We start from the raw sequence: 234 nt of genomic DNA on the forward strand, positions 1-234 counted from the left end.
GATGATATTTCATCACCATGAAACACAATCAATTTAATTGGATAATCTGGAAAATGTTCTTTATAAAAACTATTGATTGTATTTATATAATCAGCCGGTTTGATATTATCTACATTTTGATTAAATGGAAATTTCCAAAAAGCTTCTTGAACAACTGTTCTTTTCTGGTGAAAATTATCTGGTATAGGTTTTGAAAGTTCCATTTTTGAATTATGCAAATCAATGTAAGTTGAT

General features: G+C 26.5%; 1 pseudogene. It reads right to left on the reverse strand.

The features are described 5' to 3' along the window. A pseudogene (locus GHO25_RS26425) lies at window positions 1–203 on the reverse strand (hypothetical protein); the annotation flags it as partial. Between the last annotated feature and the right edge of the window lie 31 nt (window positions 204–234).

It is taken from the genome of Pseudomonas sp. FSL R10-1350 (genome assembly GCF_009600525.1).
Lineage (GTDB): Bacteria > Pseudomonadota > Gammaproteobacteria > Pseudomonadales > Pseudomonadaceae > Aquipseudomonas > Aquipseudomonas helleri.